General features: G+C 57.7%; 17 protein-coding genes. 11 read left to right on the top strand and 6 right to left on the bottom strand.

The window, feature by feature from the left end; translation table 11 throughout:
* The first annotated feature begins 102 nt into the window (after positions 1-102).
* On the top strand, positions 103-987 hold the full coding sequence (locus LC354_RS17550) for an IclR family transcriptional regulator (protein ID WP_223426271.1): 885 nt from the start codon (positions 103-105) through the stop codon (positions 985-987).
* A gap of 7 nt (positions 988-994) precedes the next feature.
* Complete coding sequence (accB, locus tag LC354_RS17545) at positions 995-1456, top strand: acetyl-CoA carboxylase biotin carboxyl carrier protein (RefSeq protein WP_223426269.1); 462 nt, start codon at positions 995-997, stop codon at positions 1454-1456.
* Positions 1457-1469: 13 nt separating this feature from the next.
* Here the strand turns inward: accB and LC354_RS17540 are convergent, their stop codons facing one another.
* The 3 genes from LC354_RS17540 to LC354_RS17530 are packed head-to-tail and all read right to left on the bottom strand — an operon-like array spanning position 1470 to position 4303.
* Positions 1470-2243 (bottom strand): sulfite exporter TauE/SafE family protein, encoded by a 774-nt coding sequence (locus LC354_RS17540; RefSeq protein WP_223426267.1) that lies wholly within the window; start codon positions 2241-2243, stop codon positions 1470-1472.
* On the bottom strand, positions 2230-3543 hold the full coding sequence (locus tag LC354_RS17535) for an amidase (protein ID WP_223426266.1): 1314 nt from the start codon (positions 3541-3543) through the stop codon (positions 2230-2232). Before LC354_RS17535 ends, LC354_RS17540 begins: the two co-directional genes overlap by 14 nt.
* Positions 3536-4303, bottom strand: a complete 768-nt coding sequence (locus LC354_RS17530; RefSeq protein WP_223426264.1) for an SDR family NAD(P)-dependent oxidoreductase — start codon at positions 4301-4303, stop codon at positions 3536-3538. The genes LC354_RS17535 and LC354_RS17530 overlap by 8 nt, the downstream gene beginning before the upstream one ends.
* Positions 4304-4456: 153 nt before the next feature.
* On the opposite strand from LC354_RS17530, the gene LC354_RS17525 reads away from it, so the two are divergent.
* A complete protein-coding gene (locus LC354_RS17525; RefSeq protein WP_223426263.1) occupies positions 4457-5536 on the top strand; it encodes a TAXI family TRAP transporter solute-binding subunit in 1080 nt (359 codons plus the stop codon).
* A 161-nt stretch (positions 5537-5697) separates the two neighbouring features.
* The gene (locus tag LC354_RS17520) at positions 5698-7638 is read left to right on the top strand and encodes a TRAP transporter permease (RefSeq protein ID WP_223426261.1); all 1941 of its coding nucleotides are present in this window, start codon (positions 5698-5700) and stop codon (positions 7636-7638) included.
* Between the two features lie 58 nt (positions 7639-7696).
* Here the strand turns inward: LC354_RS17520 and LC354_RS17515 are convergent, their stop codons facing one another.
* Complete coding sequence (locus LC354_RS17515; RefSeq protein WP_223426259.1) at positions 7697-7849, bottom strand: hypothetical protein; 153 nt, start codon at positions 7847-7849, stop codon at positions 7697-7699.
* Between the two features lie 299 nt (positions 7850-8148).
* Here LC354_RS17515 and LC354_RS17510 point away from each other — a divergent pair, with 299 nt between their 5' ends.
* Genes LC354_RS17510 through LC354_RS17485 form a run of 6 tightly spaced genes read left to right on the top strand, consistent with a single transcriptional unit; the run spans position 8149 to position 12731 of the window.
* A complete protein-coding gene (locus LC354_RS17510; RefSeq protein WP_223426258.1) occupies positions 8149-8793 on the top strand; it encodes a GntR family transcriptional regulator in 645 nt (214 codons plus the stop codon).
* Between the two features lie 33 nt (positions 8794-8826).
* The gene (locus LC354_RS17505; protein WP_223426256.1) at positions 8827-9654 is read left to right on the top strand and encodes a transporter substrate-binding domain-containing protein; all 828 of its coding nucleotides are present in this window, start codon (positions 8827-8829) and stop codon (positions 9652-9654) included.
* A 24-nt stretch (positions 9655-9678) separates the two neighbouring features.
* Positions 9679-10356, top strand: coding sequence for an amino acid ABC transporter permease (locus LC354_RS17500; RefSeq protein WP_223426254.1), 678 nt, complete (start codon positions 9679-9681; stop codon positions 10354-10356).
* A gap of 1 nt (position 10357) precedes the next feature.
* Positions 10358-11023 carry an amino acid ABC transporter permease gene (locus LC354_RS17495; protein ID WP_223426252.1) on the top strand — a complete coding sequence of 222 codons (666 nt, stop codon included), beginning with the start codon at positions 10358-10360 and terminating at the stop codon, positions 11021-11023.
* A gap of 3 nt (positions 11024-11026) precedes the next feature.
* On the top strand, positions 11027-11803 hold the full coding sequence (locus tag LC354_RS17490) for an amino acid ABC transporter ATP-binding protein (RefSeq protein ID WP_263289443.1): 777 nt from the start codon (positions 11027-11029) through the stop codon (positions 11801-11803).
* A 13-nt stretch (positions 11804-11816) separates the two neighbouring features.
* Positions 11817-12731, top strand: coding sequence for an aminotransferase class IV (locus LC354_RS17485; RefSeq protein WP_223426250.1), 915 nt, complete (start codon positions 11817-11819; stop codon positions 12729-12731).
* A gap of 339 nt (positions 12732-13070) precedes the next feature.
* Here LC354_RS17485 and LC354_RS17480 read toward each other — a convergent pair whose 3' ends face one another.
* Both LC354_RS17480 and LC354_RS17475 read right to left on the bottom strand, forming a co-directional pair.
* Entirely contained in the window at positions 13071-13901 is an 831-nt protein-coding gene (locus tag LC354_RS17480) for a glycosyltransferase (RefSeq protein ID WP_223426244.1), read from the bottom strand.
* Between the two features lie 67 nt (positions 13902-13968).
* Positions 13969-14241: a hypothetical protein gene (locus LC354_RS17475; protein WP_223426243.1), complete on the bottom strand. Its 273-nt coding sequence runs from the start codon at positions 14239-14241 to the stop codon at positions 13969-13971.
* Between LC354_RS17475 and LC354_RS17470 the strand changes: the two genes are divergently transcribed.
* Positions 14240-14649, top strand: a 410-nt coding sequence (locus LC354_RS17470; RefSeq protein ID WP_223421634.1) for a transposase, incomplete at its 3' end; no start/stop codon positions are given. The two genes, LC354_RS17475 and LC354_RS17470, sit on opposite strands and share 2 nt — an antisense overlap.

The raw sequence follows: 14649 nt of genomic DNA, 5'->3' as shown, positions 1-14649 counted from the left end.
AAATAAGTATAGGATGATTGATTTCCGTTCTGCAAGAGTTCATAGTATTGACCGATGGACGCGCCGTGCACCGGCAGCCCATGTCAATGAAAAGAGTGAAAGATGAGGAACGAGTCCAAGCGCAAACCAGCAATCAATCTGGTCAATGCCGAAGAATTGGGCGACACGCTTGCCGAGAATGCAACCGAGTCAAATCGGCGCGAACAGTTGGCGGAGTTGGGTGTGACCGGCAAGGCTTTCATGATCCTCGAGCTGATCGCCCGCAGCGCGAGACCGATTTCAATTTCCGAAATGATCCGTATTACCGGACTGACCAAGCCGACGACGCACCGGGTGGTCAACATGCTGGCGGAGATGGAGTTTCTGGAACGCGACGTTGCCGACCACGGGTTCATCGAGGGCCCGCGCCTGATTACCCTGGCGCAGCGATCACTGGTGACGTCGGCGCCAAGATCGATGCGTCACTCGATCCTGGAGGACATCGCTGCTGAAACCGGCGAGACCTGCAATTACGGCATCTTGTCCGGAACGGAGGTCATCTATCTGGATCGGGTCGAATCGAAATGGCCTCTTGGTCTGCGGTTTGCGGCAGGCAGCCGGGTCCCCGCCCATTGCACCGCCATCGGCAAGCTGATGCTGAGCTTTCAGTCTGACCGCGATCTGAAGGCCATCGTCGAAGCGCGACCACTGACCGCCTATACCGAAGCGACGATTACCGACCCCGGCAAGTTGATCGATGCCATTCGCAAGGTGCGCATGGACGGGATCGGGGTCGACAAGCAGGAGTTCATGCACGGCGTTGTCTGCGTCGCTGTCCCGGTGACGGACGCCCTGGGCCATTGCCTCGGGTGTATCGCCGTTTCGGCCCCCGAAGCCCGCATGACGCTTAACCAGATGCTGGGCTTCGTGCCGCGTATGAACGAAGCTGCCAGTAGATTTGCCAAGACATTCCGCATCGTACAAGACAACCATTTCAGCGAAGAATGAGGACTCCATGACGCTCAGCTACAGCGAAATTGCCGAAATCGTGAAAATCGTCGACAGCAGCAATTGTGACGAAGTGTCGCTCGAGCTTGAGGGGGCGAAGATCCTGATACGGCGCAAGGGCGCGGCTGATCCCGCACCCTCAGGTCAGGCGCCCGCATCCGCGCCCCCTGCCCCCACATCCGCAGCAGCGTCAGAGAACCCAGCCCCGGAAGACAGTGCCGCGGCACCCGTGAGCGGCAATCAGGTTGTCGCTCCGATGGTGGGCACCTATTACTCCCGCCCCGCGCCCGACGAAGCGGAATTCGTCACCGTGGGATCGCAGGTCGAGATTGGCACGCCGCTGTGCATCATCGAGGTGATGAAGTTGTTTACCACGATCGAATCGACACGCGCCGGAACGGTCAAGGCGACCTTTGCGGCGGATGGTCAGATGGTCGAATACGGACAGCCGCTTTTCGTGATCGAATAATCGCTGCAAGCGATCAAATCAAAGACGCCGCAAGCGTGCCGATTGCGGTCATGGCAAGGATACCAAGGGCGACGGTGCGATAATTGCGCCCGCCTGTTCTGAGGAACAGCCATGTGCCGAGAAAAGTGGACAGCATGTAGGCCGGAGCCATCAACACTCCCAGGATCACGATCTCACGGGTGAAGAGATCGAACGCATATTGCGCGACGATCGAGGCCAGAATGACGAGCGCCATCATCACCAACACGTTGCCCCGCGTTTCGCCGGCATCGTCGCGGCGGGCCATCAGCGCGGCCGCGATCGGAGGGCCGCCGACACCCGCGCCGCCTTGGAAAATTCCACCGGCGGTCCCGCCAAGAAGTGCCGCCCAGGTGCCCCGCGCCGGCGGCAGGCGCACACCTGCCCACATGAAGGCGACGAGGGCCAGCACCGAGACAGACATGGCCACGCGCATCACATCGGGCGGAAGGCTGACAAGAAGCAAAACGCCGATCGGCACCGCAAGGATCAAGCCAAGCATCATCGGCAATACGGTGGACAGGCGGGCATGGCGCAGCCCGTCGGGCAGTAACTGCAGGGCGGTCGGTATTTCGATCAGGGCATGGAAGACAACTGCGTCACGCGGCACCGTCACAAGAGAGACAACCGGAATGATGACCAATGCCGCGCCGAATCCGGTAAAGCCGCGCATCACGCCGCCGGCGATCGTCACCAGCACAATCGCGAGCATCGCCCCGGTCGGAGGCAACGGTTGAAGCCACGTGATCAGCGGGTCAAGGACCTGCATGCCGCCGGTCCGCTGCCAGATAACCCTCGACCCAATACGCCGCCTGTAAAAGCGCACGGTCATGCCCCGGCCGCGCGGCAAGTTGAAGGCCCATCGGCAGGCCATTGGGCCCGAGGCCCGCAGGCAAAGAAATCGAGGGCAGCCCGAGCAATGTCCAGGCCCGGCTCAGATCAGGACTGCCGGTGCCGGCCTCGAACCGGGGCGCTTCGTCCAGCGCGCTTGGCGCAATGAGGACATCCGCCCCGGCAAAGAGCGCGTCGATCTGTGCCAAAGCTGCGTCGCGCAGGCCGTAATCGGCTTCCTGTTGGTCGGGGGTCATCGCCTGCCCGGCGGCGATCAGGTCCTGAAGCGGGACGCTGAGGCTATCGCGGTGCAGGCGCGCCTCGGGTGCAAGATCGCGGGCCGCTTCGGCGGCCATCAGACGGGTCTGCGCTTCCGCCAACGGCGCGAAGGAGGCAGGCACATCGGCCCGTGTCACCGGCGCTCCGGCCTGCGCCAGTGCGACGGCGATACCGTCAACGGCATCCTGCATCCAGCGGGCGGCCAGGTTCCACTCGGGCGACTTGGAAAAATGCAGAGCCGGTGGGGCCGCATCGGAACGGGACGGGTCACGCCAATCGGGGCGTCCGGCCAGCACGCTTGCCAGCAGTGCAACGTCCGCCACGTCACGCGCAAAGCAACCGGCCGTGTCCATAGACCCTGCCAGCCCCTTGACGCCCGCGAGAGAAATGCGGTGCAGGCTTGGCTTGAAGCCGACGATACCGCAATAGGCGGCAGGCCGGATGGTCGAGGCAGCCGTTTGCGAGCCGATCGCCAGCGGCACCATACCGGCGGAAACCGCGGCCGCCGACCCCGCCGACGAGCCGCCCGGGCTGTGATCCGGATTGTGGGGATTGCGCGTCTTGCCCGCTTTCCAATAGGCGAATTCCGTCGTCACGGTCTTGCCCGGCAGGATCGCCCCTGCCGCGCGCAGGGCCGCGACCGCAGCAGCATCCCCAGCCGGACGGTTTCCGACATAGATGGGCGATCCGTAGGCGGTCACGAAATCCGCCGTGTCAAAGATATCTTTCACCCCGACGGCGATGCCCGCGAGCGGAAGTTCCTGCCATCCGGGTTGCGCCATCAGGCGGCGTGACTGCTCCAGGATCGCATGTTGGTCAAGCACCTCCCAGGCGCCGATGCGGTCTTCGCCTTGGGACGCGGCGTTGAAAATCAAAGCTGCAAGCGCCTCGGGGTCGGAAGCGCTGGTCGCCCTGCGACGCAGAGCGCCCAATCCGTCTTGCGCATTGGTGTCAGACAAGCGTCCGCCCTCCGTCCACGTATATGGTTTGCCCTGTGATAAAGCCTCCGCCCGGTCCGAAGAGCAGCAAGGCAAGCCCGACCAGATCCTCGGGCAGGCCAAGCCGGCCCATGGGAATGTCGCCGATCGCCCTTGCCCGGAACGCGGGATCGGACAAGTAATCGCGCGTCAAAGCGGTTTCGGTCAGCGCCGGGCCGATTGCGTTCACCGCGATGGAATCGGCCGCCCATTCGCGCCCGAGCACCCGCACGATCTGCGCCAGCCCCCCCTTGGAACCTGCATAGGCGGCATAGGCTGGGTTGGACACCATGCTGGACACGGAGGCGATATGCACGATCCGTCCTCCGCCCGCCGCGCGCAAGGCGGGCGCGAGCGCCTGACTGAACAAAAACGCACCGGTCAGGTTCACGTCGATACATTGGCGAAAAAGGTCCGCGTCCATGCTGTCAGACGCGGCGATGGGAAGGAGTCCGGCGGCGTTCAACCCGCCATGCAGGCATCCGAACCGGGTCTGTCCCAGGTCGACAGCGGCGTCGAGCGCGGCCTGGTCGGTGATGTCGCCGGTGAAGGCAATGGCGTTTTCATCGCCATGTGCGGCAATCACGCTGTTCAATCCATCGGTATCCGTATCCATCAGGATCAGGCGCGCGCCACGTTCCAGAAGCTCTGCGACGATGGGTTTTGCCAAGCCACCCGCAGCGCCCGACACGAGGTAGCAGCGACCGGCGACCTCTAACGGATTATTCTGCGTCAGCCCCACGGCCTGCCTCCCCTTGGGTAAACTTTTCAAGTGAACGTATCGCGCTGATGACAATTCGTCCAGTAAGTGATATCTATCGTCTTGCATAATGAGAACGCGCAGGTGGTCGGATGGCTCGAAGCGCTACACTGCAAAGTCCTTTGGGAGGAACATATGAAGAGAGTGAAGATGAAAACGCTCGCGCTTGCCGCGGCAACCAGCCTGACTGCGATCGCCGGCGGCGACCGTGCCGCACAGGCCGTAGAGGCAGTCCCTGTTCTGCTTTGCCCGTTTGGCTGTGGCCCGATGGCCGGTGACACGATCCTGATGAACCAGCTCATTCAGGCCCAATCCGAAGTTATGATCCTGCCGCAGGAAACGCCGGGCTATAACTATAACATCCGCGAAATGGCGATGAACGAATCGAAACATAAGACCTCGATTTTCGCCACGGAAGATACCTTGATCCAGGTCGCCTATCAGGGCGGTACGGGGTCGATGGCCGAATTTCTGCCCGAGCCGGTGCAAGTGCCATGGAAATTGCTTTACGGTGAGGCTTGGTGGGGTCAGGGCAAATTTCTTGCGACCTTCGACTGCTCGCTCAAGACCATGGCCGATCTGAAGGGCAAACGGATTTCGCTGGGACTGCGCGGCCAGTCTGACTGGGGCGTTTTCAGCAGGCTGTTTCTGGAATACGGATACGGCGTGACGCCCGAAAACACGGATATTCGTCACATGACACCCGGCCAGTTGACACAGCAGCTGATCGATGGCGCGACGGATGCCGCCGTGACCCCGATCGGTGCCGAACCGACGCTGACCAACTTCCTCATTCCCGGCCCGGTGCGTCAGCTCGAGGCCACAGGCAAGAAGATCTGCTATCTCGGCGTGACCGAGGAAATCGTTGACAAGCTCAATGCGCAGTTCGACGCCACATGGATCCACGTGACGCTGCCGCCCAACACGCTGCCGCATCAGGATGAGCCGCTCGGCGTCGGTTTCAACCGTGCCTACAAGGCCGCACACGAGGATTTCAGCGAGGAAACAGCTTACAAACTGGTCAAGGCTGTCGCCGAGATCGGGCCAAAGATGAAAGAGCTTCACGCACTTTGGAACATCTGGAACCCAGAGTTAATGACCTGTGGTCTGTCCGAGGAAAACACACATCCCGGAGCGATCAGGGCCTATAAGGAACTCGGCTGGTGGGACCTGACTCAGAAATGTGATCCGATGACCTATCCCGAGGTCAAGTGAGCACCCTGACCTGACTGCGAGATGTCGAAGTCGACATGGTCGGCCGATCCTGCCGGAGCGGCCGACATTTTCATGGCGTGTGAGGCGCGACCGCGGCTTTGCGCAGGGCAGGACATCGAAATTACTTTCACACTTCAAGCACACCGACTGGGATAAGCTCTATGGCCTGGAAGACTCTGCGTAAAGCGACAGATATACCGTTTCTGCTGATCGGCGTGTCGATGACCGTCTATATCGGCTTTGCCGCGTTCGGATACACGAGCAACTCCTCCGAGCACTACTCAAACTTCATTCTTGGCATCGTGATGATGACCGGCCTTCTGGCGGTGCGGAACCTGTGTGATGAGAAACTGGGGATCGCGGATCCGGAAACAAACATGCTCCGGCCCACACGCCCCCTCTTCTGGCCGCGCATGATATTTGCGGTAATCGGACTGGTGATGGCCACGGTCTCGATGGGATATGTGCGGATGAACGCGCTGCAACTCGAGATCTCGCAGCCGTTCTTCAACGAGACGGACATGGTGTTCGGGTGGATGATGACGATCTCCATCCTGATGCTGACCTTCATTCACTGGGGCTGGTTGCTGACCTCGGTGGTGACGATCGCGATCGCGTATTTCTTCCTCGGCTACAAAATCGAGAACCCGCTGTTCGTCACACCCCAATATTCGCCCGAATTCGTGATGAACTATATCGGACTGGGCACGAACCAGGGCTTTTACTATCTGGCGCAGGTCGCCGCGGATTCGATCTACTTCCTGATCATCTATGCCGCGATCCTTCTGGGCGTCGGTATGCTGGACATGGTCCTGGAGGTCGGCAAATCGACTGGTCGCAGGCTGCCGGGGGGCGCTGCCGGCCCGGCGCTGATCGGGTCGGGCATCGTCAGTTCAATCATGGGACAGGCGGTGTCGAATGTGGTCCTGACCGGACGGCTGACCATCCCGATGATGAAACGCTACGGGTATAGCGGGCCCATGGCCGGCGCGATTGAGGCGACAGCCTCGACGGCGGGTCAAATCATGCCGCCGATCCTTGGACTTGCGGCCTTCATCATCGCCAGCTTCCTCAACCTGCCCTATATCGACGTGGCGCTGTCGGCCATGATACCTGGGCTGCTCTATCTGGTGGGGGTCGGCATTGCGATCGTGGTCTACGCACGTCGACATGAATTGCCGCGGCTGACCGAAAAGGTCGACCGCGAAATGATCATTCGGCTTTTGCCCACCTTCGTCATTTCGTTCGGTGTGGTGCTTTGGCTCCTGCTTGGCTACCGCTCGCCCGCCATTGCGGGGCTTTGGGGCATCATCATCGCGCTTGGCCTTGCGATGTTGCAGGGCAAGTACCGCCCGAAATGGCCTCGTCTTTACAGCGCGATGGAGGAAGGGTTCTATCTCGTCGCCATCCTGTCACTGCTGCTGATTGCGGTCGGCCCCTTGGGTCAGGTCATGCTGACGACCAACCTGTCGGGCCGTCTTGGCGCGGTTCTGGTGCAATATCTGCCAGACAGTCAGTTGCTCTTGCTGCTGGGTGCGATGTGCGTATCACTTGTGCTGGGTATGGGACTGCCGACTCCGGTGGCCTACATCATCGTGGCGCTGGCGCTGGTACCGTTCATGCAACAGATCGGCGTGCCCCCGCTTCAGGCACATTTCTTCGTATTCTATTTCGCAGTGTTCTCGACGCTCACTCCACCGATAGCGGTCAGTGTGCTCGCGGCGGCGAAGCTTGCGGATGCGTCCTTTCTCAGGACAGCCGGGGAATCAATGAAGATCGCGATGACAACCTTCATCATTCCCTTCGCTTTCGTCTATTCTCCGGAGTTAATGACCTTCCCCAATCTCACATGGGCGGTGGTCCCGCCGCTGTTGGAGGTGCTGCTCATACAGGCGTCGGTGTCGATTGCGTGTTATGGCTATGTGTTCCGGAGGCTCAGAACCTGGGAGCGGTGGACAGTGGGTGCTGCGGCGTTCGCAGGCTTTCTTGGCATGACCGATCAGGGATACATCTTTTTCGCGGCACAGGCCGTCCTGTTCGCACCCCTGTGCGCCTATGCCTTTGCCACACGCAGCTTGGTGTCGCCCAAGGCCACCGCTTGATCGTGTACGAGAATGGTGCGGCCGCCAGCGAATGGCGGCCGTCACCGAAAATGTCGCCTTAGGAAATGGCAATCGCGACGCGCTTGACCAGAGTAAAATAACGGCCGTCGGACAGCGGTGCATCGCTGGCAGAGGTCACGTTGATCAAGCCGATGTCCCTGAACTGGCGATTGAGACTTGTCTGATGCGCACCACCGCGAAACTTGATCATAGGTGCTTCGATCCAATGAGGCGTCGACCGAACCGGCCTCAAGATATTCGGGTCGGGCGCTCTCACGGTCCTGACGCACGCCGTCCAAGCTTCACAGCTTGCGTGCAGCAGCGTCTCTGTTCGCAGGGCCATTACGCTGACCGGAGAGACGACATGCGCATAAAATAAGCCGCATCCAAACACATCATATCATTTACCGACAAAGATTGTTGACAATCTTTAATCGACCATCAATGCTACTTTTGATAGAGGGAAATGGTGGTGGTCTTGTGAGTTCTTCTCCGCTGAAGCGTGAAACGATGAGCGTCCAGATCGCTGCAATTCTCCGCCGTGACATCCTCACCGGAGAGCTGTCGCCGAATGCCCAGGTCGTCGAAAGCGCCCTTGCGTTGAGGCTCGGAGTCAGTCGCGGGCCCTTGCGTGAAGCGATGCGCCAACTTATCGAAGAAGGGCTTTTGATTACCGTGCCCTATACTGGCACGCGCGTGGTCGATATTTCGGTGCGAGATATCAATGAAATCTACGCCATGCGGACCTGCATCGAGATATTCGCCTTCGAACAGATTTGGACACGGCGCAGCGAAGACTTCAAAGCAGAATTGATCAAACGAAACCAAGCCCTCAAACACGCGATTGACCAGGCCGATCATGTGGCCGCCATCGAAGCGGAACTCGACCTGCACGGCCTCGCATACGAACACGCAAACAACCGCATACTCCTCAATACATGGACCGGATTGCGCGGACATCTTCAGATGTATTGGGCATCCCATCATCGGGCCCACGGAACGACGGGTCCAAAGCGTGAAAGCCACGATGACTATGTGCGCTTTGCCTTGGGTGAGAGCCTGACCGCTATGCAGGACGAATTACGCGATCACATGCGCCGGGGTCTCGAGACGACCATAACCTTTGTCGAAACTTGCAGCGGTGCATCGGCATAACGCCTCAATCCCAAAACAAACGAGGAGACGACAATGAACAGACGTACAATGTTAACTGCGGCAATTGCAGCCACGATGATGGCGGCGGGAACAACCGCCCACGCCCAAGACAGTACAATGCAACAAGTGCGTGATAGCGGCGTGTTGCGCGTTGGCGTTACACAGGCCCCACCTTGGTATTCCAAAGACATCATCAGTGGTGAATGGACTGGTGGTTTGGGTATTTCCATGGGCAAGGCAATGGCCGAGGATTTGGGCGTCACTTTCGAACCTGTCGAGGTCACCTGGGGCACAGCGGTCGCCGCCCTTCAAGCAGATCGGATTGATCTGATGTACGTTCTCGACGCGACCGACGCCCGCAAGGCTGCGGTGAATTTCCCCGAGACACCATTGCTCTATTATTCGTTGGCGGTGCTGGCGCGTGACGACCTGAACATCACGGATTGGGCGGATTTGAACAGCCCCGACATCAGTGTATCGGTGCCTCAGGCGACCAGCATGGACGCGTTTCTGACGGAAAACGTGCCAAACGCGGATATCCAGCGGTTTCCGGGCAACGCCGAAGCCATCGCGGCTTTTCAGGCCGGGCGTGTAGATGCGGTGACATTGTTCCATCCGCCATTGATTGCAGCGCGCCAGAAACTCGGTGCCGGCCAGATCGTGGTTCCCAAACCCGTTGAGTCGCGCCCCTCGTCGGTCGCCGTGCGCCAAGAGACGGATACGGCATTCGTGGATTGGGTCAACGAACAGATCGGCGGCTATTACACCTCGGGCCAGACCCAGCTTTGGTACGAAGAGTTCCTGACCGAATTCGGGCTCGACCCGGCTGCTGTTCCCGCCATCATGCGCGAACGGCTGTAGTCCGGATGGCAAGGCGAAAAGCCAATGTATGAATGGGATTTTTCTGCGGTCCTCGATAACTCCGATCTGCTTTGGCAGGGGCTTGTCGGGACACTCACGATAACAGGAACGGCGTTGGCCTTCGGGCTGCCGCTGGGTCTGTTGCTTGCGCTGTCGCGGCTGTCGCCAAGCCGTTGGTTGGCGTGGCCCGCAGGTTTCGTAATCGAATTCTTCCGCACAACGCCCCCATTGGTACAGTTGTTCTGGTTCTTTTTCGCCTTGCCCATCCTCATGGATATTCAAATGACGCCCTTTCTTGCGGCGGCCATCACGTTTTCCATTCAGTCTTCGGCCTTCTTCGCCGAGGTGTTTCGCGCCGGTATCGTTTCAATCGAACGCGGCCAATGGGAAGCAGCCCGCGCCATCGGAATGCAGCGCCCACAGGCGATGCGCAGGATCATTCTTCCGCAGGCGGTCAAGCGGATGATTCCCGCATTTACCGAACGCTCGATCGAGTTGATGAAAACGACCACCCTCGTCGCGACCGTTTCCTATGCGGATTTGCTGTATCAAGCCAACGAACTGGCTCAGAAAACCTTCCGTCCAATCGAGGTTTTCACCGTGACGGCGCTTATCTATTTCGTGGTCATCTTCGGGTTGAGCCTCTGCGTACAAGGGATCGAACGTCGTCTGGCCGTCAGCGGCGATAGTACGGTGCGCTAGTATGGACTATGTTTGGGATTTTGGATCCGTATACGAATACCGTGCGGCCCTTTGGGTTGGTTTGATCAACACGCTCCGTATCTTCGGTATATGCCTTTTTGCAGGTCTGTCCCTGGGGCTGGCCATGGGGCTGGCCCGTTATTCCATCCGGCGCTGGTTGCGCTGGCCTGCCGCCTGTTTCATCGAGTTCTTCCGCAATACGCCGGTGCTCGTCCAGATCTTCTGGTTCTATTTTGCCTTCCCGATCCTGGCTCCCTTTGAAATCTCCGCCTTGATGGCGGCTGCCCTGGGGATCACCCTCAATTCTGCAGCGTTTTCAGCTGAAATCTTTCGCGGAGGGATTCAATCTATTGATCCCGGCCAATGGGAGGCTGGCCGCGCGATCGGCATGCGGTACCGCGAAATCATGGCGCGTATCATTCTGCCACAGGCAGTGCGGCGCATGATGCCAGCGCTGACCAACCGGGGCATTGAAATTTTCAAGATGACGACGCTGGCCTCGGCAATTGCCTATGCGGATCTACTGCATCAGGCGCGGCTCATTGCGTCGGTCAATTTCAACCCGATCGAGGCCTATACCGTGGTGGCGCTGGCGTTCTTTGTCATCCTCTATCCCATCGTGCGCGTGACCTATGTGCTTGAACGGCGCATGGCAAAAGGAGACTGACCCATGTCCATAGAGCCGATCCTGACCATTCGCGGGTTGGAAAAGTCCTTTGCGGATAACGACGTTTTACGCGGTATCGATCTGGACGTGATGCCGGGCGATTGCATCGCGATCCTTGGTGCGTCTGGCTCTGGAAAAAGTACTTTTCTGCGCTGTTTGAACTTCATGGAAATTCCCACGGGTGGTGAAATTACCCACGCGGGAACCACGATTGGCACGGCGCGCGCAGGCAAACCGCGTCATTATCCCGAGACAGAGTTGACGCAGGTACGGCAGAAAGTCGGCATGGTATTTCAGCAGTTCAATCTGTTTCCGCATATGACCGTGCTGGGAAACGTCACCGAAGGTCTGCGCACGGTTCAACGGATGGACAAATCCAGCGCCGAGACCAGTGCGCGGGCTGAACTCACCCGTGTCGGGCTGGCGGAAAAAGCGGACGAGTACCCTTCTCGTTTGTCAGGCGGTCAAAAGCAGCGTGTCGCCATCGCGCGCGCGCTGGCGCTGGCCCCTGACCTGATGCTGTTTGATGAACCCACCTCCGCGCTGGACCCTGAGTTGGTGGGCGAAGTGCTTAACGTGATCCGCGGCATTGCGGATGAGGGACGCACCATGATGCTTGTAACCCATGAGGTTGGGTTTGCCTATCATGTCGCAAATCGGGTGATTTTCATGGCTGACGGGATCATTCAGGAAATCGGGCCTCCCGAACAAGTGTTGAAGAACCCGCAAAACGCCCGCACCCAGGCATTTCTCGCCCGCCACAAACAATTCGAATTCTGAACAGGACTCTCATATGACCGATCCCACCCAAGCCAGCTCCCAAAGTTACGCATATGACGCGCGAAACGAAACCGTAGAAGTCTATGTCAACGGCAGCTTCTTTGCGCGTGACAAGGCCATGGTCCCTGTCTTTGACAGCGGTTTCGTGCTTGGGGACGGTGTGTGGGAAGGAATGCGGCTGATCAAAGGTCAGCTTCTTGCCGTCGATGAGCATATGGCGCGGCTATATGAAGGCGCAAACGCAATACAACTCGACATCGGCATGGATCAAGACGCCCTGATCGGCGAAATCTGGAAGACCCTTCGCCACAACGAAATGGAAGATGGCGTGCACATCCGCTTGATGATCTCACGCGGCACAAAATCCACGCCGAACCAGGATCCACGCTTCATTATCGGTGGCGCGACCATCGTCATTGTTGCAGAGTATAAGCAACCCAACGCCGCCCTCAAGGCGCGCGGCTTGAAGTTGTTGACATCGACCGTGCGATGTTCGACCCCTGATGTGTTCGATCTGCGGCTGAATTCCCATTCCCGGCTAAACTTCATTCAAGCCTTGATACAGGCGATCAACATGGGCGCTGACGAAGCTTTGATGCTGGACAATCGTGGTTTTGTCGCCAGTTGCAATTCCACCAATTTCTTCATCATTCGCGGCGAGGAATTATGGACATCGACCGGGGCCACCTGTTTCAATGGGATCACCCGATCAAAGGTGATAAAGCTTTGGCGCGACGCAGGTAAACCCGTGTATGAAAAAGACTACACTCTTGCCGAAACCTACGCCGCAGACGAAGCATTCGTAACGGGCACCTTAGGCGGCTTAACACCTGTTGCTACAATCGACGGGCGTAAGATCGGTTTGGGTGTGCCTGGCCCGGTGACGAACGCTATCGCGGAACTATATCGAACCTATATTGGAGAATGATATTAGCGCGGGACTGGATATCACTGTCGCTTACGATTGCCAGTGGATTACACTACATGACTTTTCCAGACATCGAAGTTTTGCAGCAAGCTGATCACGCGGCATCGCCGCAATGATCAAGCGATCTTCGTTGGAATATGGTGTACTACCCGAGCAAATATAGCGTCCTTCAAACCGGCGCGGGTCACATGGATGCAAATATTAACTGATATACGTCACATGCGTCCCAAGACATTGGTGTAAGATCTAGCGATTTTTCCACTGTAAGCGCCATACACTCACATTATTGTTCGAATTTGCTTAATTTAAAATACCAATTTTCATTTCGAGCAAAAGGCGTTAAGCATCGGAGCCGGATTTTTCACCACTATTTGCATTGACAAAATTAGTTTCCCAATCGTTAGTCAAACTATTCATCAAGGGAAAGTACTTGAATACCTCCGCAATTCGCTTTTCCGGCAACAACTCCTTGTCATATAAACCTCGACTATCATTATCGCCGTGTACAGAACGGATATAATAGGGGCTTTGAGAATAAATAATGCGTGAGGGACGATCGCGCATTATGTTCTTATGCGAAATATCGAACAAGCTATACCGCGACTTGCTCGGTGCGACGATCGCAAGACCGAGGTTGGTCGCAGCATTCACGCGGGGATGCAAAGTCAACTTGCCATCTTGAAACAGCGCAGTAACCCCACAGGCGTGTGAAATACATGTATAATTCTCAGTACGCGCGCGCAAAGGCGTGGCCGCCGCCGCCTCTGCATGCAACTTGCCATTGAAATCAACGGACAGCGCATCATCGTCATCGAGCACCACTTGTGTAGTCCACGGGTCGGCACTGAAATGCTCCCAGCAATAACTGCGAAAAAAAACATGTGTCGGTCCTGGCTCGGCGAACTGAACATGCGCACGATCCCCCAACATATCTCTGCATAGTGTCACAAGCTCCCTTTTGAACACCTCCGGCATCGCCGCAGCGCTCAAAATGTGCATAGCAAAATCTTGATCCGACTGGTCCGCGAGAGACTGCAATGTGATTTTTTCAAAGAAATACTGCCGTCGTCTCAAACGCTCTGCATCGAACAAAACATCTTGTTCTTTACTCGCCTTGGATCGCCACCCAGGCGATGGGTTGAAGAAGGAATACCGTGTCTGATAAATCATGTGCATATCGCAAACTTTCCAAACCAAGCAGCAGTGCTATAATACATGCGAGCGTAGTCCCACCCACTCAAACTGAGAAATGCAAACCATGTGCCTTACAACATTCTAGGTGTTTTTCGTTGACCAATGAATAATCCGGATGTGAGTTTCCAAGATCATATTTTTGCCACCAATCCTCTTTGATATTATACATTTCCGTCTTGCCATCGACATAACGAATAAACCGGTAATCTCCATATCTTACCCCGCATTCCCCAAGTAGATCTCTGATTTCGCTGTCTTGAACGTGATATTTTCTATATATATCATGGCGTTGGTTGCTGCGGAGGATGTGTTTCATGGATCACCCAGAGGGTGCGGGCTTGCAGCGGGCAGATCGTGTGGATTTTGACCCTCGCGTGCGGCTGGAATTCCGGGGCGCTCAGCTCAGTTCGGATGGCGGCCTTCTGGTGATGCGCGAGCTTGATGACGCGCTCGGTCTGTCCAATCTGGCGTCTGCTGCCCTGTGCGATAATCGCCGTGGCAAGAACACGATCCACCGGCTCGACGGGCTGTTTCGGCAATCGGTCTACGGCCGGTTGGCAGGATACGGGGACGTCAATGACGCCGACCGTCTCGCGCTCGATCCCGTGATGCGCCAGGTTGTCGGTGGCCGTGCCGTCGATGCGCATGCCGCATCCACGTCGCAGATGGGCCGGTTCGAGACCGAGGGACTGGCGACCGCAGAGAACCGGGCGGCTCTGTCTGA

It is taken from the genome of Tateyamaria pelophila (assembly GCF_019966495.1).
GTDB classification, from domain to species: domain Bacteria; phylum Pseudomonadota; class Alphaproteobacteria; order Rhodobacterales; family Rhodobacteraceae; genus Tateyamaria; species Tateyamaria pelophila.
This window is presented reverse-complemented; position numbering and strand designations above follow the sequence as displayed.